Annotated in this window: 16 protein-coding genes; 1 reads left to right on the top strand and 15 read right to left on the bottom strand. The window is 49.2% G+C overall.

What is annotated here, in order from left to right; genetic code table 11:
- Positions 1 to 40: 40 nt before the first annotated feature.
- From ftsY to pta, 15 genes are all read right to left on the bottom strand, one after another.
- Entirely contained in the window at positions 41 to 991 is a 951-nt protein-coding gene (ftsY, locus tag DWZ45_RS03375; RefSeq protein ID WP_118293661.1) for a signal recognition particle-docking protein FtsY, read from the bottom strand.
- A gap of 40 nt (positions 992 to 1,031) precedes the next feature.
- On the bottom strand, positions 1,032 to 4,613 hold the full coding sequence (gene smc, locus DWZ45_RS03370) for a chromosome segregation protein SMC (RefSeq protein WP_118467600.1): 3,582 nt from the start codon (positions 4,611 to 4,613) through the stop codon (positions 1,032 to 1,034).
- Positions 4,614 to 4,615: 2 nt separating this feature from the next.
- Positions 4,616 to 5,308, bottom strand: a complete 693-nt coding sequence (gene rnc / locus DWZ45_RS03365; protein WP_107000387.1) for a ribonuclease III — start codon at positions 5,306 to 5,308, stop codon at positions 4,616 to 4,618.
- A gap of 185 nt (positions 5,309 to 5,493) precedes the next feature.
- Positions 5,494 to 5,724 carry an acyl carrier protein gene (gene acpP, locus DWZ45_RS03360; RefSeq protein WP_106999769.1) on the bottom strand — a complete coding sequence of 77 codons (231 nt, stop codon included), beginning with the start codon at positions 5,722 to 5,724 and terminating at the stop codon, positions 5,494 to 5,496.
- Positions 5,725 to 5,825: 101 nt separating this feature from the next.
- A complete protein-coding gene (gene plsX / locus DWZ45_RS03355) occupies positions 5,826 to 6,815 on the bottom strand; it encodes a phosphate acyltransferase PlsX (protein WP_106999768.1) in 990 nt (329 codons plus the stop codon).
- Between the two features lie 175 nt (positions 6,816 to 6,990).
- The gene (locus tag DWZ45_RS03350) at positions 6,991 to 7,857 is read right to left on the bottom strand and encodes a patatin family protein (protein WP_118467598.1); all 867 of its coding nucleotides are present in this window, start codon (positions 7,855 to 7,857) and stop codon (positions 6,991 to 6,993) included.
- Positions 7,858 to 8,177: 320 nt separating this feature from the next.
- Positions 8,178 to 8,792 (bottom strand): cytidylate kinase-like family protein, encoded by a 615-nt coding sequence (locus DWZ45_RS03345; RefSeq protein ID WP_118293659.1) that lies wholly within the window; start codon positions 8,790 to 8,792, stop codon positions 8,178 to 8,180.
- Positions 8,793 to 8,804: 12 nt separating this feature from the next.
- The gene (locus DWZ45_RS03340) at positions 8,805 to 10,157 is read right to left on the bottom strand and encodes an SLC13 family permease (protein ID WP_118467596.1); all 1,353 of its coding nucleotides are present in this window, start codon (positions 10,155 to 10,157) and stop codon (positions 8,805 to 8,807) included.
- Positions 10,158 to 10,566: 409 nt separating this feature from the next.
- Positions 10,567 to 11,568: a hypothetical protein gene (locus DWZ45_RS03335; RefSeq protein ID WP_118467594.1), complete on the bottom strand. Its 1,002-nt coding sequence runs from the start codon at positions 11,566 to 11,568 to the stop codon at positions 10,567 to 10,569.
- 233 nt (positions 11,569 to 11,801) lie between these two features.
- Entirely contained in the window at positions 11,802 to 13,142 is a 1,341-nt protein-coding gene (locus tag DWZ45_RS03330; RefSeq protein WP_182426622.1) for a lanthionine synthetase LanC family protein, read from the bottom strand.
- Positions 13,143 to 13,310: 168 nt separating this feature from the next.
- Complete coding sequence (locus DWZ45_RS03325; protein ID WP_182426621.1) at positions 13,311 to 14,729, bottom strand: Na+/H+ antiporter NhaC family protein; 1,419 nt, start codon at positions 14,727 to 14,729, stop codon at positions 13,311 to 13,313.
- A gap of 283 nt (positions 14,730 to 15,012) precedes the next feature.
- Positions 15,013 to 15,195, bottom strand: a complete 183-nt coding sequence (gene rpmF, locus DWZ45_RS03320; RefSeq protein ID WP_003499726.1) for a 50S ribosomal protein L32 — start codon at positions 15,193 to 15,195, stop codon at positions 15,013 to 15,015.
- 2 nt (positions 15,196 to 15,197) lie between these two features.
- On the bottom strand, positions 15,198 to 15,716 hold the full coding sequence (locus DWZ45_RS03315) for a DUF177 domain-containing protein (RefSeq protein ID WP_022360443.1): 519 nt from the start codon (positions 15,714 to 15,716) through the stop codon (positions 15,198 to 15,200).
- A 98-nt stretch (positions 15,717 to 15,814) separates the two neighbouring features.
- Positions 15,815 to 17,005, bottom strand: a complete 1,191-nt coding sequence (locus tag DWZ45_RS03310) for an acetate kinase (protein ID WP_022360442.1) — start codon at positions 17,003 to 17,005, stop codon at positions 15,815 to 15,817.
- Positions 17,006 to 17,236: 231 nt separating this feature from the next.
- A complete protein-coding gene (gene pta, locus DWZ45_RS03305) occupies positions 17,237 to 18,232 on the bottom strand; it encodes a phosphate acetyltransferase (RefSeq protein WP_117795259.1) in 996 nt (331 codons plus the stop codon).
- Positions 18,233 to 18,530: 298 nt separating this feature from the next.
- On the opposite strand from pta, the gene DWZ45_RS03300 reads away from it, so the two are divergent.
- The gene (locus DWZ45_RS03300; RefSeq protein WP_118467588.1) at positions 18,531 to 19,949 is read left to right on the top strand and encodes a nucleotidyltransferase family protein; all 1,419 of its coding nucleotides are present in this window, start codon (positions 18,531 to 18,533) and stop codon (positions 19,947 to 19,949) included.
- The last annotated feature ends 70 nt before the right edge of the window (positions 19,950 to 20,019 follow it).

Below are 20,019 nucleotides of genomic sequence, written 5' to 3'. Positions count from 1 at the left end.
AAACCAGTTTCAGCCGCGGCATGTTCAGCTATTTTTAGCTTTATTCATTCTCTGTCAATGCTTCATTTCTCTTAAACAGTGCATTGACGAAATCATTCGCATCGAATTTCTGTAAATCGTCAATCTTCTCGCCGATTCCGACGTATTTAACCGGAATACCAAGCTCGGACTGGATCGCAACCGCGATACCGCCCTTTGCCGTGCCATCCAGCTTCGTCAGGATGATGCCGGTGATATCCGCCACCTCCATAAACTGTTTTGCCTGTGCAAGCGCGTTCTGACCGGTCGTTCCGTCAAGGACAACCAATGTCTCACGGTAGGCGTCCGGATATTCTTTGTCGATGATCCGGTTGATCTTCTTTAGCTCTTCCATCAGGTTTTTCTTGTTATGCAGACGACCTGCCGTGTCGCAGATCAGCACATCGGCATTTCTTGATTTTGCCGCCGCGATCGCATCGTAGATAACAGCTGCCGGATCAGAACCTTCCTGCTGGGCGATCAGATCAACGCCCGCGCGTCCTGCCCACTCCGTCAGCTGCTCAATCGCTGCCGCACGGAATGTATCCGCCGCCGCCAGAATGACCTTCTTGCCCTGATCCTTTAACTGACCTGCCAGCTTGCCGACCGAGGTCGTCTTCCCGACACCGTTGACGCCGATCACCAGCACAACCGACTTGCGGTTCTCAAATTCGTAGGCATTTTCGCCCAGATCCATCTGCTCTTTGATGCTGGCAATCAGAAGATCCTTGCACTCTGCCGGATCCTTGATGTGGTTTTCTTTTACCTTTTTCCGGAGATCCTCGACGATCGCCATCGTCGTCTGGATACCTAGATCGCCCATGATAAGCGTCTCTTCGATCTCCTCATAGAAATCATCATCGATCGCGGAAAAACCGCTGAATACGGAATCAATTCCGCTTACAATGGAATCTCTCGTTTTCGTCAGCCCTTCTACCAGACGGCTGAAAAAGCCCTTTTTCTTCTCTCCCATGGCTGCGCCTCCTTTTCTATTTCTGAGCTCTTTTTTGCAATTATAATTCTGCTTTTTCCTCTTCCCGCTCCATCTGCGCCTCGATCAGACTGACCGATACCAGCGTGGACACACCTTTTTCCTGCATCGTGATACCGTACAGGCGGTCTGCCGACACCATCGTGCCTCTTCGGTGGGTGATGACAATAAACTGCGTGTAGCGCGTCAGCTTATGCAGGTACCCGGCAAACCGGTCTACGTTGGAATCGTCGAGTGCCGCCTCAATCTCATCAAGCAGGCAGAATGGCGACGGTTTTAAGTTCTGAATTGCAAAAAGCAGCGCGATCGCCGTCAATGCTTTCTCCCCACCGGAGAGCTGCATCATATTCTGCAGTTTTTTGCCCGGCGGCTGTGAAATAATCTGGATGCCTGCCTCCAGAATATCTTCTTCCTGCGACAGCTCCAGCGTACCCGTTCCGCCTCCGAATAATTCCTTAAATACTTTATCAAACTCGCGGCGGATCTCACCAAATTTTTCCCTGAACTGACGCCGCATTCCTTCATCGAGCTCCTCGATAATTTTTTCCAGCGCCGCCTGTGCCGCTACCAGATCTTCATGCTGGTTTTTCATAAATTCGTAGCGGCCGGATATCTCCTTGTAGTCCTCGATCGCGTTGACATTGACATTTCCAAGGGCGCGGATCTCCATCTTTTTCCCATTGATCGACCGCTTCATTTCTGGAATCGAGGTCAACTCTTCCTTCCGCAGCTCTTCCGCGCGCGAATACGTAAGCTCATACTCACTCCACATATAATCGACCTGCGACTCCAGGCGCTCATTCAGGCGTTCTCTCTGATTCTGGAGACGGAAGTTCTCGCGGTCTAAAAGCTGGAGACGTTCGTTCAGCTCTTCCTTTTTATCAAAGAAAGTTTTCTGCCGCCCCGCCTTTTCTTCCTTCTCACGCTGCTTGTTCTGGATTACCAGTTCCATCTGCGTCCGCTTGTCCCCGGACGCCTGTATCTCGGCTTCCAGCGCTGCAATCTCTCGCTCTCTGGCAGCGATCGTCTCGCTGCTGTCCGCGTGACCGCCGGAAAGTTTCTCTTTCTCTGCCCGGAGACGTTCCTGCTCCTGCAATACACGGCGCAGATTTTCCTCGATAAACGCGCCCTTCTGCTCCGCCTGGGAATGCCCAAGCTGTATCTCCGAAAGGGCTGCCGCCGCTTCCCCACGCTGCTTTTTCGCCGTCTCAAGACCTGTCTGCTGCTCTTCCACGTACTGGTTCTTCTCATTGCTTAGCGTTTCAAGCTTCGTCTCTTCGGTCTGCAGCTCCCGCAGCGCCCCGCGCAGATCGCCTACCTGCAGCTCGAGTTCCTGATTTTCTGAAGACAGATCCTGCGAGGAATCTGCAATCTCCTGCCGTCTCGCCTCTAACTGGCAGATCGTCAGTTCCAACGTATTCTGCTGGATCTGCATCTGCTGGCGCCTCTCCTGGACGGATGCCAGTGTTCTCTTCGCTTCCGTCAGCCTGCGCCCTGTCTCCGCCAGCTCCTTCTGTACCGCTTCCACCTGTTCCAATGCCTTTTTGCAGGCAGCTTCCAGTTCTTCGATCTCACGGCGTCGTCCCAGCAGATTGCTGCTGTTCTTGAATGCACCACCGGTCATCGAACCGCCAGGGCTTAAAAGCTCGCCGTCCAGCGTCACGATCCGGAGAGAATACCGGTATTTCTTTGCCAGCGCAATCGCATGATCGATCTGATCCACCACGACCACGCGTCCCAGCAGATAGGACACCAGCCCGCTGTATTTCTCATCCGCAGAGACCAGTTCGCTTGCCAGTCCAAGAACACCCATTTCTTTCAGCGCCCCCGGCTGTCCAAAACTCTGGCGGCGTTCCATGCTGGTCAGTGGCAGAAACGTTGCACGGCCATACCGGTTCTTTTTCAGATGTTCAATCAGGCGTTTCGCCGTCTCCTCGGAATCCGTCACAATGTTCTGGATGCTGCCGCCAAGTGCCGTCTCGATCGCCGTCTCATATTTCTTCGTTGTGCTGATCAGATCCGCCACAACGCCGTGAATGCCCGGAACGCGGTTCCTGACTTCCATCACGCGACGGATACTGCCGCCGTAGCCCTCGTAGCGCTCCGCCAGATTCCGCATTGATTCCAGCTTTGTCCGACTTGTGTGGTAATCCTGCTGAAGACTCGAAAGTTTCTGGTTCAGGCAGCGTTCCCGTTCTTCCTCTGTGCGCGTCTGCTCCTGCAGCTCTTTTTCCTGCGCCGAAAACGCTTCCAGACGTTCCCGCACCTTCCCTAATTTGGCTTCTTCTTCTTTTTTCTGTTCTTCCTGAACTGATTCATCGCTCTTAAATTTCAAAAGCTTCTGCGTCACTTCCGCCCGGCGCACATCCGCCTGCTCCAGCATCGTCTCATAGCGCTGACGGCAGGCGGCAAGTTCCGCTTTCTGGTTCAGGGTGTCCATGATCTCGGCTTTTGCCGTCTCGATCAAGTTTTCCGTCCGGCTGACCGCCTCGTCTATCGAACGGACTGCTGCCTCCGCTTCCTGCTGTTTTGCCTCGAGCATCTGCACCGATGCATTTAGTGCCTGTTTTTCAGACTCATATTCCGCCTGTTCTTCCTCTTTCTGATGCATTTCGCCGTCGATCGACGCCATCCGGCTGCGGATATGTTCTTCGTTCATCTGCTCCGTCCGGATCTGCTCTCTGAGAACCCCGATTCGTCCGGTCTTCTCCTGGCGTTCCAGGTCTTCCCGGCTGCACGCCTCACGATCCGCGGCAATCGCCGCATCCAGCGCATCCAGCTCGGTTCCGAGCGATTCATACTCCGATTTCAGTGTCTCTGATTCCGCCCGCACACTCTCCTGATCGCCAGTCAGAATCGTCTCTTTCTGCTCCACTTCCCGGATCTGGCGCTTCAATTCCTCAGATTCTGCCAAAAACAGGTTAGCATCCAGGCAGCGCAGCTCTTCCCGCAGACGCAGATACTCCTTCGCCTCCTCCGACTGCCGTTCCAGCGGTCCTACCTGTTTTTCCAGCTCGGACAAAATATCCGTCACGCGGATCAGGTTCTGTTTTTCATCTTCCAGCTTCTTCTGTGCGATCGCCTTGCGCCGCTTGAATTTCACGATTCCAGCCGCCTCGTCAAACAGCTCGCGCCGTTCCTCCGGCCGCCCGCTTAAAATCTGATCGATCTGTCCCTGTCCGATGATGGAATATCCCTCTTTACCGATACCCGTATCGTAAAAGAGCTCGTTGATATCTTTTAGACGGCAGCTCGTTCCATTAATCTTATATTCACTCTCACCAGAACGGTAGAGACGTCTTGAAACCGTAACTTCGTCGTACTCAATCGGAAGTTTGTGATCGGCATTATCCAGTGTGATCGCCACGTAGGCAAATCCCTGCGGTTTTCGAAGCTCCGTACCAGCAAAAATAACGTCCTGCATCGTGCCGCCGCGCAGCTGCCTGCTTCTCTGCTCACCGAGCACCCAGCGCACTGCATCGGCGACATTGCTCTTGCCGCTGCCGTTTGGCCCGACGATGCCCGTGATTCCGTTGTGGAACTCAAACAGAATTTTATTGGCAAATGACTTAAAACCCTGTATTTCAATACTCTTTAAATACATACCTACTCCTGCGGTTTTCTGATAGTGAGGATCCCACGGTACGCCGCACGCTGTTCCGCTGATTTTTTCGTCCGTCCGATGCCGCGGCCGATCTCCTGACCGTCCAGCATCGCGGACACTTCGAAGCTCTTGTTGTGATCCGGTCCTTCTTCTTTCAGAAGAACGTATGTAAGTGTCTCGTCCGTATGTCCCTGCACAATCTCCTGCAAGATAGTCTTGCTATCATAAAAGAGCTTTTTGTGTTCCATATCGTTCAGAATAAATCGATGAATAAACTCTTTTGCATTAGCAAAACCACCGTCCAGATAAATCGCACCGATCAGTGCCTCCATCGCATCCGACACCACCGAATCGCGCCCCCGTCCGCCGGTCGCATCCTCGCCTTTTCCAAGCAGCAAAAATCCACCCAGATCGATCTCCTGTGCGCAGAATGCAAGCGTCGGCTCGCAGACCAGACTCGCACGTGTCTTTGTCATATCGCCCTCCGGCATCTCCGGAAACGTGCGGAACAGGAAATCACTCGATACCACTTCCAGCACCGCGTCGCCTAAAAATTCAAGACGCTCGTTGCATCCCAGTTTTCCAAGATGGTGCTCATTGGCATACGAACTGTGTATCATCGCATGTTCCAGAAGCTTCTTGTCCTGAAACGAATAGCCAATCCGTTTTTCCAATTTATTTAATGTATACTCCATATATTTCTCTCTTTCCAGCCTGTCCTGCTGCTGACTGATTCCGGCAATCATTGCTATTTGTGTCTGTGAGCCAGAGTCAAACATCCGTTCTTTTTGGAAAGGAGCTGTCGCGATCCTGCCCTTCGGCAGCCCGCCCAGCCCCTTTGCCTGACAGACTTCTCTATAACTTTTTAACAAACATTGAATTAGTTCAGTGCGTTCTTGATCTGCTCTACTGCGTCGCCCACAGATACAATCTTTTCTGCCTCCTCAGTCGGAATTTCGATATCAAACGCCTCCTCGATTCCCATGATAATCTGAAAAATATCCAGCGAATCTGCGCCCAGATCATCCACAAACGTCGTATTTAACGTAATTTCATCTGCTTCAACATTCAGTACCTCCGCGATAATGTTCTGTAATTTTTCAAATTCCATAATTTTCTTCCTTTCTATGAACTTATTTTAAAATATTTAGAATTCTAGATTGATTAAAAACATATCGTTTTTTCGCTACATTTTATAATTTCACGAAAGTTTCACAGACTTTCCTTGATCTTTTCATTAATCGCCTGCTCTTTAAAGGTCACACACTGAAGAATCGAATTGCACACCTCGATGCGCTTGGAATTTCCGTGCGTCTTGACAACCAGCCCCTTCAATCCCAGAAGCGGTGCGCCGCCGTACTGGCTCGCATCGAATGCTTTGAGCGTCGTCTTCAACGCCGGTTTTACAAGCAATGCGCCGATCTTTGAGCGCAGGCTCGTCATCATGCCCTGTTTTACCATGGAAATCAGGGTTGCACCGACACCCTCATAGAGTTTCAGGATGACATTTCCGACAAATGCCTCGGAAACGATGACATCCGCGCCGCCGTGCGGAATCTCGCGTGCCTCGATGCTGCCGATGAAATTGATGTCCTTACATTCTTTTAAGAGCGGGAATGTCTCTTTCACCAGAGCATTGCCCTTCTCTTCCTCCGCACCGATGTTGACGATCGCCACACGCGGATTCTTGATTCCAACCACGTGTTCCATGTAGATGGATCCCATCTTTGCAAACTGTACCAGATGGGACGGTCTTGCATCGACATTGGCGCCGCAGTCGATCAGCAGGGACACGCCCTTTTCTGTCGGAATCAATGGAGCCAGTGGCGGACGTTCAACGCCCTTGATTCTGCCGACGATCACCTGTCCGCCGACCAGAATCGCGCCGGAGCTGCCCGCGGAACAGAATGCATCCGCCTCACCCCTGCGGACCATATTCATGCCGACCACGATGGACGAATCTTTCTTCGTGCGGATCGCATTGACCGGCGGTTCCTCCGTCTCGATGACCTCAGTCGCATTGACAACCTCGATCTGTTCTTTCTTATATGTATGCTTTTTTAATTCTTCTGATACGACTTCTTCCTTGCCGATCAGGAAAATCTGAATATCTTCCCTCGACTGGGCTGCCATCACGGCACCTGCCACGATCTCACCCGGTGCGTTGTCGCCCCCCATGGCATCTACTGCTATCTTAACCATTGCCTCTTCTCCTTCTATATTTATAGCGATACACATACCAAACCTGTCTTCCGCCACTGCGGCATATGTGGTCCGAACGAATCGCTCTTTCATCGTCACGCTGCAGCTGTCCCGCTTTTTATTGTCCACAGCCACATTACATCAATCTTTACTATACTAGAGATCAATCTATAAATCAATAAGATTTGAACCAATTTTCCATTGCATGCATCTGATTGGCAGCATCCTTCCTGCCGATATCATACGTCTCCTGCAATTTTTCAACACTATGTTCGGTCCTGCCGATTGGAAGCGCCACGCTCGGACGGATAACAAAAATTTTTCCCTCTTGTTCGAGGCGATCGATCCATTCCACTGTCTTATTATAGAAATAATAGCGGCTGCGAAGCGCCCTCACGAACGCCGGATATTTGTGATATGCCGCCTCCGGCAGCCAGAAATTGCCTGGTTTCTTACGGTAGCCCGCCGGACGGGTCAGCACAACGACGCATTTTTTATACCCCATCTTAGCGAAGGCACGCAACGGAATGCTGTCCGTGCAGCCGCCGTCCAGAAGCTTCATTCCACCAACCTCGACCATATGGGACACATACGGAAGGGATGCCGTCGCACGGAAATATTCGACATCTTTGAACATATCTTTGATCTCCAGATACTCTGCTTTCCCTGTCTCCACATTGCTGCATGCCACATAAAACCGTGTATTTCCCCGGTCAAATGCCTCGTAATCATACGGATCCAGCCGTTCCGGTATATCATGGAAGCAGAACTGCTCGTCCACCAGATTTCCCGTCCGCAGCCAGTTTTTAAAGCTCATAAAACGCTTGTCATTGCAGTATTTTTTATAATAGCGGATGCTCCGATCCTTCTGCCCCGACACAAACGAAGCCCCATGCACTGCCCCCGCCGAGACGCCGATCACGCCGTCAAATGAAATATCATGATCCAAAAACACATCCAGGACGCCCGCTGTGTAAATACCGCGCATCCCGCCGCCCTCCAGAACGAGACCGGTCTTTTTTTCTTTTTTTAACTCTGTCATATATCATCAAACTCCTATTAAATATCTTATATACTATAAAACAAGATCGAACAGATAGCAAATACGATTTTTCTATCTAATTCCATATTTTTTAGTATAACGTTACTGTTCACACATACGTGCCCAGTAACGGAATTTGCCGTGGCTTCGCATTTAAATACGGTCAATTCCTGCTGCCACCACGTTTTCTTACGGCACTTTCGCTTCCAAAAGTACCTACCCGGGAACAGTAACAGTATAACACCTCGGCAGGAAAAGGGGGACGTGCGCCGCCTATGCACACGTTCCCCTTTCTCTTTTCCTTCGATATCTCTATTATTTTATTTCTGCATCGCGTCCATCCGCGCCTGCACATACTCCTCCAGCATCTTCGTCGTTCCCTCAATTCCCAGCCGGCTGCTGTTGATCGAAAGGTCATAATTTCTGGAATCTCCCCAGCGTCCGCGGCTGTAACAGTTGTGGTAGGATTTCCGCCGCCAGTCCTTCGTCTTTACCAGACGTTTCGCCTCGTCCTCTGAAAGTCCGTGCAGCTGCTCAATTCTCTTCACCCGTGTTTCCTCATCGCCCAGCACAAAGATCGTGATCAGTCCGTCATATTCCTTTAAAACCGTCTCCGCACACCGTCCAACTACCACAAATGATTCCCCCGAATCGGCCTTGTCTTTCAGGTAACTGAACTGCATCTGCGCCAGATTGTTCTCCAGAGAGCTTGAAAATCCGCTGACATTGCGCGCCAGAAAACGGTTTAGCGGCTTCTCGTCGTATTTTTCCAGCACACGCGGATCCACACCCTTTTCCTTGGCAATACTGTCCAGCATCCTATGATCATAAATCGGAAGTTCAAAATGCTCTGCCAGTGCTTCCGCTATCTTGTGTCCGCCGCTGCCAAACTGTCTGCTGACCGAGATGATCACTCTATTTTTCCTCTCCTCCATATAAAAGCCCCCTTAAAAGTATCTCACATATATACAAACCATGGAAATCAGGATTACCAGCACCGTCGCCGGAGCTGCATACCGGCAATATTTCCCCCAGCCGATAAAATGTCCGTTTTTCGCTGCCACTGAGATACCAACTACGTTTGCCGAGGCTCCGATCGGAGTTCCGCAGCCGCCAATATCCGTACCCATCGAAAGCGCCCACGCCAGAACCGAGAGATCCATGCCGCCTGCCTGCGCCAGACTCCGGATAACCGGGATCATCGTCGCCGCAAATGGGATATTGTCCACAAATGCACTCGCAAGCGCCGACAGCCACAGCACAATCGCTACTACCCATTTTACATTATTTCCACTGACTGCGTCAATGATCCCTGCTAAAGAATTTAGGACGCCCGTCTGCTCCATGCCGCCGACCACGACAAAAAGACCAATGAAGAATAGCAGCGTCTTATAGTCAAGCTTCTTAATCATGCTGAGCGCCTCACCGCCGGATGCCAGCAGCGAAAAAGCACCGATAAATACGCCGATCGTCGCAACTGTCAGTCCCGTCTGTGCATGCGTCACCAGCATCACGATCGCCGCCGCAAAGATCACCACGCTGACCGCAAACCGTTTCCGATCCGCGATCGCCTCCTGTGGGGATGGATATGTAACCGCTTCGTCATGCTTTTCACTCGCCTTTAATTCTTTCCTAAAGGAAAAATAGAAAAACAGCACGATAAAAATCAGCGAAACACCCGCCATCATACCTGTATTTAAGAAAAAATCTTTAAATGAATATCCGAGCGAGGTTCCGATGATGATATTCGGCGGATCGCCGCACATCGTCGCAGAGCCGCCCAGATTCGAACAGAAGATCTCTGAAATAATCATCGGAATCGGATCAAAATGCAGAAGATGCGCCAGCTCTACCGTGACCGCTGCCAAAAAAAGAATAACGGTAATACTGTCGATAAACATCGCCAGAAACGCCGACATCAGCATAAATGAAATAAAAATCGGGATCGTCTTATAATGTACCGCCTTGGCGATTGTCAGGCACAGCCACCGGAAAAATCCCGCGCGCTCCATGCCCTCCACCATCAGCATCATACCGGCAATAAAAAGAATCGTCGCCCAGTTGATGCCGCTCGAGGACTCTGCCGCCGCCTCGGTCTGAAACCAGAAGTTCGGAACCATGAAGCTGTGCAGGCTCAGCGTCTCCGCCGCTGCCGCCTCACTGTGCATACAGACGCCAAACACCAGCACCAGCGTCAGAAGCCCGCATCCGAGCGATACGATATGCCTCTCAATGTGATCCCAGATGATAAGTCCAAACATTACAATAAAAATAATCACAGCCAAAATTTGTGCTGCCATCTTTGTGCCCCTCCTTTGTCAGTCCTTTTTCTGCCATCCTCCATACTGGCTTAGAACCCCTTGCAGTCTCTTCTCAGACCGCCCCTTCCCCTAGATTGTTAAAAAATAGGCAGTCATGAGATACCACCTCTATCTTACTACTTATTTCACAATATGCAAGTATACTTTTTGTTATTTTTTTTATTTCATCAGAAATAACTGTCAGCTTGTTCTTCAGCACTCTTTTCATGTATGTGTTTTCATTCTACCCATCGTTCTGTTTGCAAATATTCTCTTTATTTTTCTCTGTTTTTAAATGTAAAAGAGACAGACCGCATATTCCGTGCAATCTGCCTCTTCTCACATCTATTTTACAATTCTGTCTCCATCTTCCCTGACGGATTTTCATCAAAATTGTTTCTTAAAAATTTTACAGAAGCGCCCCATCTTCCCCGACCTGCTTGCCGTCCGGCGTCGTCGTATTAACTAACATCGCGCCGTTTACATCCAGATAATACCATTTTCCATTCCAGAACACCCAGGTATTCGTCTTGCAATATGCATTTTCATCGAAGAAATACCACACACCGCCGATCTGCTGCCAGTTATTGGTCACATAGCTTCCATCGGAATTGCGGTACTTATAGCCAAGCGTATCCTGTTCCCACGCACCGGCTGCCGGACCGCTGCCTGCTTCTTTGAAGACAAGCGTCTTCTGAATTTCCTGCGCCTGCTCCGCCGTGATTGTGAAGGAATCCGATGTCTGCCATTCGCCGTGCCGTGAATCGCTGTAAACCGCGCGCACATCAAACGTGTAGGTTCCCGCCTGCGTAAGATAACGTCCAAGATTGTATTTCGTTTCTTTTCCCGGTTTTACCGTACTTAAAAATTTCTCATCCCGGTAAACGCGCAGCTCATAGTATTTCGCATCCTCACTGCCGTTCCACTCTGCAACGCCATCCATCTGATCCCACTCTGCCTCATCTACATCCAGTCTGTAATCACTGGAGGTTCCTTTTAAAGCTTTCAGGGTGATCACGACCCGGAGTTCCTCATCGCCCTTGCGCTTGATGGAGGTAACCGTCGCACTGTCACCGCTCAGAGTTACATTCTTTTTCGCATAACCGGATTTAAAATAATAATCATCGTCCGCCTCCAGAGTAACCTCCAGCTTTGGCTTATCCTTGTCCACCCATTTACCGGACGGCTCGTTGATCACATCAACATTGGAAATATCGCAATCACCGAAATCGAGCGAAACATCCACATCTGAACTCTCATCACCGACATGGATCGAGGACGAAACATTTAAGCCGATCGAGCCAACCGGGCTGCGGTCCTCCGTATCCTTCGACGCAAATGCCTGAAATGGGATCGCCGCCAGAAGCGCGGCAGCTGTGACGGTCAAAAGTAAATATTTTCCCCTTTTCATATGTAAAACCTCCTAACGTGATATTTATAAAATATTATCCCTCTTTTTTCTTCTTCTCTATATTAACAAAAAATAGCGGTATTGTACACCTTTTTGCATACAACACCGCCATCTACATAGTATCTCAGTTACTATACACGCATACGTGAACAGCAACTATCTTACAGCACTTTTTATTTCAAACACATTCAAATATACCGCCCACAAACAGCACCTCTGCCTGAACAGCCATTTTACTTCTCTAACTTTCTCTCCGGGAACGGATCATCCACCGCTCTTACCGTATGGAAATCGCCGCGCTCTGCCCGCGCCATCTGAAGGAGAACCGAACCGATACCTGCCGCACCGTCGAGGAAACCAATCGGCGTGCTCAGGCGTTCCGGTGCTACGCGATCAAGCGCAAATTTCCAGCTTGCCTGTCCGCCGTCCGCACCATCTTCGAAGACCGCCGTATCCATCAGCACCTTTGCACAGCGTCTCGCATACTCCAGATCATGCTCTTCGCCAAATGCCGCCCAGAGCCCCAGGTACATATTTAAGAGACCTGCGGTTCCGCAGCAGATATTTTCCGTATTCCAGTATCCAGCCGAACGTTTCTCCGGTGCACCGGTCGCCTCAAGTCCTTTGACAAGCTCCTCGATCTCATGGCGGTATTTCACATCGCCGCTGAATTTGTACAGCTCATAGTAGAAACGGTTGGTTCCTGCCGGTCCGTGGCAGTAGCCCAGATAAAAGAGATCCGGACGATCCGGGAGCGCATGCGGAAGCAATTTTCCAGCGCGCATCTTGACTGCCACCGTGTCCATATACTCCGGCACGCCCTTGACCGCATCCAGAAATTCCTTCTTTCCGCTGACTTCGTAAAGCTTCAGCATCAGGAATCCGATTCCGCCGGTTCCCATCGGGAAATTCGGGTCGATATAATCTTTTCCAGCGCCAAAGTAGGTCGGATCGACGCCCGTGTAGCAGATCATTCCATTTCCCATATCGCGTCCTCTTGTCAGAAAATAGCGTCCTGCTTTGACTGCAAACTCCTTCCAGTCCTCGCGTCCCAATTTCTCAGCCGCATTTAAGATAACGAGAATGGTTCCCGCGGTTCCGACGATGCCCGGATATGTGGACCAGTAATAGCCCTCGCCTTTTTTGACCGGGATTGCATCCCGAACCGCCTGGTCGAGAATCTCCTCTACCAGCGCGCGGTAATGTTCATCCTTCGTTACAAGATACATCTGAAGCAAGGCAAACGAGGCGCCGCCCCATCCGGTTGAAAATGCATACGGGGAGAAATTGCGTTTCAGTTCGCGTCTCTTTCTCCAACGGTATTCCAGATAACAGCCCGCTTCTCTCGCCTCATCCAGATATGCCGCATCCTGCGTATCTTCATACAGAGACAGAAGAAAACAGATAATGCCCGAAGCACCTGCGTACACGCATATTTCGTCATAATAGCTCGGTTTTCCCGCCGCCGCATCTGCAAGCGTCCAGTAGATGCCTTCCTCATCCGTTCTCTTTCTTGTGTTGATAAAATTCATGGCTGCCTTCGCAGCATCTAAATATTTTTCTGCTGTTCCCACGTATTTGAACCTCTCTTCTATAGCAAGCATGCTATATACCTGATTTTCCCATATACAATCGGCTTCAATGCAGGTGATATAGCACAGTTGTTCTTTTTCTCACACAGACTCTATTATAAATTCTTTTTTATCGTCTGTCATGTATGTACGCCAAAAATCTATTCTTTTTTATTTCCCAGAATTGCCGTCTTCAATCACGATTCCATCTGCCGCCAGCTCTTCGTCTGACTCATGCTTCATTCCCCATCCAGAGAGAATTGCAAACCAGAAAACCAGCGTCAGCGCCATGCTGTGGAAGTTGTAGCCGACAAAAGATACCGCGTTATAGCCCTCGGACACAACGCCGCTGGCAACCGCGATTGCCGCCAGGTTCAGGCACCCCGGGTTTGTCGGAACCAGATAGCCGACGCCACATCCAAGACCATCCAGGAAGTTAGCCGCACGGGCACGGTCAATCTTGAATGGGCGGAGCAGCTTGCGGATGATCGGGCCACAGAAAGAAATGGCGGAAGTACCGCTGCTGATGACGATACCCATGACGCTGACCATCGCACCGGCTGCAATTTCTGCCGACTTCTCAGATTTCGCATATTTACGCATCCGTACAAGAATCGCATCCAGCACACCTGCCTCGCTGATCAGGCTGACCATAACGAAGATAAACAGGATAAAAATGATGGAACTTAACATACCGTCAAACGCATTCGCAATCAGACCATCTTTCGCAACCAGCTCTGACGGTGTCAGATAACCAAATGTGAAGAGTAAAACAAAACCAGCCATCTCACTGACTAACAGAGAGGTAAAGAGTCCGCTGCCACGCAGCATCAGCACAACCACCAGAACCGGGATAATCAGGAATACAATGCTGGAAGCGTAGGTTGCGTCAACCGCCGCCATCTCAGCAGAAACACCATTTCCAGCATCCATAAAGCCAAATACCAGATAGCCAACCACAGAAATGGCACCTGCGATCAGTGCATATTTAAAACGGGAACGGACAACCTTCATGACATCGACTTCCTGGGACAGAGAGGATGCAATCGTCGTGTCCGAGATCGGTGCGAGGTTATCACCGAAACAGCTGCCTGCCAGAATCGCACCGCAGATCAGGTTGACATTACAGCCCATTCCGACGGAAAGCGGAATCAGAAGAGGTCCGGCTGTATTTAACGCACCCGCCGCACTGCCGGTTGCACTGGAAAGCACCACACAGATAAAGAAACAGATGATCGGCATCAGTGCCGGTGACATGTTGATCTTTGTCATTACATATAAAAGCGCTTCGATCAGATGCGACGCTGTCAGAATCTTCGACATCACGCCCGCAAATAAGAAACAGGCGATCATAAATGCAAAAATATTGTCGCGCACGCCGTCGATCAGCGCTTTCTGAAATGCTTTCTTATCCTTATATACAAGAAATCCAGCCAAAACAGCAAAATAACCAGCCGACCAAAAATTTTTGGTAGAACGCATTCCAAAGGCAACCATGAAGATCATCGTTCCCATCATGATAATCAGCGGGAGAACTGCTCCTGCCATTCCTCCATACGTTTCCGCATACTTCTTCGTTTCGTTTGTCATAACTCCTCCGTCTGTTTTCATTTCATTTTCTTTGTGGGAGTAATGTGTTAAATCCATCTTTCCGACTGTTTTAGTAGGTTTGTATGATAAAAAAAATAAAACCATTCCGCTAAAAACAACTTGCAACTCATTTAAATAAGAAAATGAAAGATATTTTACAACTACAAAAGCAATCAAAGTGCTCTTGCGCCCTTATCCCTAATACATATTATGTAAGTAGGATATCGACTTGTACATAAGGGTTAGGTCTTTACGACCTAACCCCTGATATTAAAGTATTGAATTAGTCTTCTACTTTAACGATTTCTTTCTTGTTGTAGCTTCCGCAAGCTTTGCACACTCTGTGAGGCATCATCAGAGCACCGCACTTGCTGCACTTTACTAAGTTCGGAGCACTCATTTTCCAGTTAGCTCTGCGGCTGTCTCTTCTTGCTTTGGAAGATTTGTTCTTAGGACAGATAGACATGGTTACACCTCCTTAAATTCATTGAATATCTCCTGGATAACCGACATCCTTGGATCGAGCGACCTAGTGTCACAGGTACAAGTCCGAAGATTAAGATTTGTACCACATCTATTGCAAATCCCCTTGCAGTCTTCTCTGCACAGGACTTTCATAGGCAAGCTCAGTAGCAGTTCGTTGCAAACCAACTGGTCTACATCCAGATTGTACCCCTTCATAAAGGGTTCATCATCTAAACTCTCCTCCTGACCGTCCTGCACCTCAAACTCTCGTCCAAAATCCAGTTCGCAGTCGAAAGATACTGGCTCCAGACAACGCGCACAGTGACCTCCCACCGTCAGCGTCGCATGACCACTCATCGTATACTTATGCCGTGTCTTAGCCGTCAGTTCCAGTTCAAAAGGCTCAGCCTTCTCAATCTGAAACGTCTCTCCGTCAAAATCAACAGAGTCCAGCGCAGTCTCGACTGTATAGACTTTCTTTCTACCTTCACAGTTAAAAAGTTCCGATAAATGAATCAGCATACTAATCTCCTAATACGCACTTTGATATTATACAAAGGTCGAGCGCGTTTGTCAATGATTAATTTTACATATTTTTGCAAATTTTAATTCATATTTAATTATTTTACCAGTGCAAGAGTCTCGCGGGCGATAGCCAGCTCTTCGTTGGTCGGAACCAGGAGAACCTGAACCTTGGAGTCGTCAGCAGAGATGATTCTCTCCTCACCTCTTACGTTGTTCTTCTCCTCATCCAGTTTAACGCCTAAGTAGGTCAGGCTGCTGCAAACATCTTTTCTCATCTTGATGTTGTTCTCGCCGATACCAGCGGTAAATGCGATTGCATCTACACCGTTCATAGCTGCTGCGTATGCACCGATATATTTGATTACGCGGTAGTCGAATACGTCCAGAGCCAGCTGTGCTCTCTTGTTGCCAGTCTCAGCTGCTGCTTCCAGATCACGACCATCGCTGGATACGCCGGAGATACCGAGCATACCGGATTTCTTATTCAGGACTTCGTTCATCTCATCCAGGGACAGACCTTCTTTTTTACCTACGAAATCGATGATAGCCGGATCGAGGTCACCAGAACGTGTACCCATAACCAGACCTTCCAGTGGAGTCAGACCCATGCTGGTGTCTACAGATTTGCCGCAGTTTACAGCGGAGATGCTGGCGCCGTTACCCAGGTGGCAAACGATGATCTTCATCTGATCATACGGTTTTCCAACGATCTCAGCGGTTCTCTTAGATACGTAGCTGTGGGAAGTACCATGGAAGCCGTAACGTCTAACTTTGTATTTCTCATAGTATTCATACGGAATACCGTAGGTGTAAGCGACATCTGGCATGGTCTGATGAAAAGCGGTATCAAATACAGCTACCATCGGTACGCCTGGCATAAGTTCCTGGCAGGCACGAATACCGATCAGGTTTGCCGGGTTGTGAAGCGGTGCCAGATCGTTGCACTCTTCGATCGCTTTCATGGACTCGTCGTTGATTAAGCAGGAAGAAGTAAATTTCTCGCCGCCGTGTACGACACGATGTCCAACTGCACCTACCTCAGACAGGCTCTTGATAACGCCGCTCTTCTCGTTAGTCAGGGCTGCCAGAACTGCGTTGATAGCCTCTGTATGGGTCGGCATAGCGATCTCAGATTTCTCTTTTTCGCCGCCCTCCGGCTGGTAAGTCAGCATACCGTCGATGCCGATTCTCTCGCAAAGACCCTTAGCCAGAACGCCCTCTGTCTCAGAGTTGATTAACTGATACTTTAAGGAAGAACTTCCGCAGTTAATAACTAAAATATTCATGGTAATAGATTCCTTTCTTTATAACATCACAATTCAGCCGCAGGTATTCTCTATATGCGGTTCACACGGAAGCATCTGCAAAAACGTCTGCACTGCCCTGTTGTGAACTGCAGGATTATGTATGAATACCGGGCTGAACTGTAATTATCACTTTTAATTCTTAATTAAACGGATTTAAGATTCTCTGACGCGGTGCCAGTTCTCCATCCATTTGATTCCAATTGGTATTAATTATGCCTGCTGAGCCTGTACAGCTGTGATAGCTACTACGCCTACGATATCGTCTGCGAAGCATCCTCTGGACAGATCGTTTACCGGCATGGACAGACCCTGAAGAACCGGACCATAAGCGCCAGCTTTTGCAAGTCTCTGAACCAGTTTGTAACCAATGTTGCCTGCTTCCAGGGACGGGAATACTAAGGTGTTAGCATGTCCAGCTACGGTGCTGCCCGGTGCCTTAGCCTCGCCTACAGACGGAACCAGTGCTGCATCAAGCTGAAGCTCGCCATCCAGTTTCAGTTCCGGGAACTTCTCATGAGCAATCTTAACTGCATCTGCTACCTTGGTAACATCATCATGTTTAGCGGAACCCATAGAAGAATAGGACAGCATAGCTACCTTCGGCTCTGCGCCAACCAGCATCTTGAAGCTCTCTGCGGACAGACCAGCGATCTCAGCCAGCTTGTTGGAATCGAAGTCAGTGTTTACTGCACAGTCAGCGAATACGAACAGACCGTTCTCACCGAACTCGCAATCCGGAACTTCCATCAGGAAGAAGCCAGATACAGAGCTGATACCCGGTTTGGTCTTCAGAAGCTGCAGAGCCGGACGAATGGTGTTGCCGGTAGAATGGCATGCACCAGATACAGCGCCGTCAGCATCGCCGCACTTGCACATCAGGCAAGCATAGTACATATAGTCTTTCTCCATCTGCTCTTTTGCAACTTCCGGAGTAACACCTTTTTTGCCTCTTAATTCAACGAACTTGTCGATGTATTTCTGCTTATTCGGATCATTGTACGGGTCAACGATGGTGGCACCGGAAATGTCGAAGCCTTTGCCGTTTTTCTCAATCTCTTCCGGAGTACCGATGATGATCAGATTTGCGATACCCTCTTTCAGAATTTTCTCAGCTGCCTCGTATGTTCTCTTGTCCATTGACTCTGGAAGAACGATGGTTTTCTTGTCTGCTTTTGCTCTTTCCTTAATCTTGTCAATAAATGCCATGGTTATAAAACCCCTTTCATAAGTGTGTGTCTATTACTGCTAACATTATATACCAGTTGTTTATTGTATACAAGAGCGATTTTCAAATTTTTGATTAATTAAATTTTTAACAAGATGCACTATAATTTTTCCTTTACGCTCCCGCACTTCCACTATATAATGTAAATGAAGCAGAAAATGGCTGCTATTTTTTACAGATTTTTCTGCCGCAACAGCAACAGTCTTTTATTTTTATTTCTATTATAAATAGGCTGCTACAAAATTCCTCGCAAAAATGCAAAAAACAGGATTGAAATTTATGAAAATCGTTGGTTTAATTACCGAATATAACCCGTTCCATGCCGGACATCTGTATCATATGCAGCAGGCAAGGGAACTGACCGGCGCAGACTACTGCGTCGTCCTGATGAGCGGCAGCTTCGTCCAGCGCGGCGAACCCGCCATCTTTGATAAGTACCGTCGTACAAAAGCCGCTCTTCTCGCCGGTGCCGACCTGGTACTTGAGATGCCGGTCGCTTTTTCTACCGCTTCGGCGCATGAATTTGCCGCCTATGGAGTCGCGCTTCTGTCGGCGATCGGTGTGGATGCCGTTGTGTTCGGCAGTGAATGCGGGCAGATTGAAATCCTTAAGCAGGCTGCTTCTGCGCTGAACCACGAATCGGCAGAATTTCAGGAACGGCTGCGGAAAGGGTTGAAGGCGGGACTGACTTATCCGCAGGCACGGGCGAAGGCGCTGGGAGAAACACCGGCGGGCGGGACAAGAGTTGAAAATGTGGAAGATTTTCACGCAAATACAGATGTGTCGAACTCTCATATATGGTCTTCCATTTTAAACTCCCCTAATAATATCCTTGGGATTGAATATCTGCGGGCGGCGGAAGATCTGCACAGCCCGATGGAATTTTATACGATTTCGCGGGAGGGAAGCGGATATCATGAGGATGCACTGTCTGAAGCAAAGTTTCCATCCGCTTCGGCAATTCGCGGGATAGTTCGAAAGAGCTATGAAAATCTGTCAGCAGATAGTCCAGCTTCACTAAAACAGGAACCGGGTTCTGATTCAAAAAGTGAGATTTTATTTAATATTTTAATACCTCATCTGCCAGCCATGACGCATCCCGCATACGCAGGTGCACTTCCCGTTTTTACGGATGACTTTTCAGAACTTTTAAATATGGCTGTTTTACAGATGCAGAAATCTTCAGCGAAAGGTTCTATTGCTGCCACAAACGCCGTTATGCCTTCCAGCACTTTGTTTGTTGATACCAATACGCAGGCTATATCCCGCATCGCAGATCTCTCCCCGGAGCTTGCCGCCCGCCTTGCAAAACCACCTTACTTTCCTCTCTCTTTTGAAGAACGGATTCAGGCATTAAAGACGCGCCAGCTTACCTACACGCGTGTCAGCCGGGCGCTTCTGCATCTGGTACTCGGTATGCGCGAGGAAGATATTTCCCGGTGGAAGGAAGAGGGCTATGCACTCTATGCACGGATTCTCGGTTTTCGCAGGCAGAGCAGCCCTCTGCTCTCCTGTCTGCATAAAAAAAGCAGCATCCCCCTCATCACTAAAATGGCAGATGCCGCCCAGAACCTCTCCCCGTCGGCGCTCGCGCTGCTGGATCAAGAGGTGTACGCCTCGCATTTATACCAGACGGTGCGGATGAAGCGCAGCGGCGTATTTCAAAATGAATATACAGAAGGACTGGTTTTTGTATAAAAATGAACCAGTTTTCAAGTCGAACGTCCGTGAGACTTGGCGCGTGATTCTGGTCAGCGAAGCTGACATA

It is taken from the genome of Clostridium sp. AF32-7AC (assembly GCF_003477925.1).
GTDB classification, from domain to species: domain Bacteria; phylum Bacillota; class Clostridia; order Lachnospirales; family Lachnospiraceae; genus Otoolea; species Otoolea fessa.
The sequence above is the reverse complement of the archived record's forward strand: the minus strand, read 5'-3'. Positions and strand labels throughout refer to the sequence as shown.